General features: G+C 50.6%; 1 protein-coding gene. It reads left to right on the top strand.

The window, feature by feature from the left end; all coding sequences use genetic code 11:
* The coding region (locus AC06FE_RS19555) for a formylglycine-generating enzyme family protein (RefSeq protein WP_478073996.1) at nucleotides 1-853 on the top strand (853 nt) is incomplete at its 5' end.
* Nucleotides 854-1,097: the final 244 nt, after the last annotated feature.

The following is a 1,097-nucleotide window of genomic DNA, read 5'->3' as shown; positions in this document are numbered from 1 at the left end:
GGCCCTTCAGCAGAGGATTGACGCCTTGAAGGAGAAGACATTGAAGAACCTCGTCGCCGTCGAGGGCGGGAAGTTCTTGATGGGGGATTTCGGCCCCATAGATCCTAAAGTCAACCTGCCATATTCAGGTGACCGGAACGATGACGTCCTGCATGAAGTAACACTCAGTGACTACTCCCTGGGTGCTTACAAGGTGACTTATGAAGATTTCGACATCTTCACTGCCGCAATGGGAAAACCAAAGATTGCGCAGCAAGAAATGGATCTGAGCTACCGCGACCTACCCAACATGGCTGCCGGGGTGGATTGGAACGACGCACAAGCTTACTGCCAATGGATCGGGAAAGAGATTGGCAGAAAGATGGGCCTGCCTACTGAAGCCCAGTGGGAATTCGCTGCTCGAAATCGCGGGAAGTTTATCGTCTGGCCGACTGATAACGGAGCAGTGGAAGACGGAAGAAACGTGGCCAATTTCAGCTCTTACGATGAATTCGCAGCAAGATATAACGCAACGACTTACTCCTCATCCATTGGATTGTACCCCTCCACTCCGCTTGGCCTGTATGACATGATCGATCACGGCTTCGAATGGATGCTTGATTGGTACGCCCCTGCATATGACTCCGCAGCTGTCAAAGATCCTTACGGCCCCAGCACAGGAACGGAGAAAGTACAGCGTGCCCATTCAAGCTGGGGAGGAGACTCTCTCGCCATTAAATCAATGACAATGACACGCTTTCACTCCAACCCGAGCCCTCCACCAAAAAAATCATTAATAAACCCAAACACTGCAATGCCAATAAATCAAAACATATCAAACACCTTCCGTTGTGCAAGCACTGACGGCCCGTAATGACACCAGGCAACATCACCTCCGGATTTATCAACATCACCAACCGCAGCCAAGGCGGCACGCCTTTGATCCACTTCAAACCACCCTCCATCGGATCCAAGATCGCAAAATCCGAAGACATTTGACCACCAATGCGCGCCAGCATTCCCGCCCCCATACTATTCCTTTCTTCATGTACTCTTCCATATAGCTATTCCCAACGCCATCGATCTATTGACCTCTATTTATCGGATCAACCCCCTGA

This window comes from Stenotrophomonas sp. Steno-C18, assembly GCF_056393195.1.
Note: the sequence above shows the minus strand (reverse complement) of the source record. Positions and strands in the feature narration are given on the sequence as shown.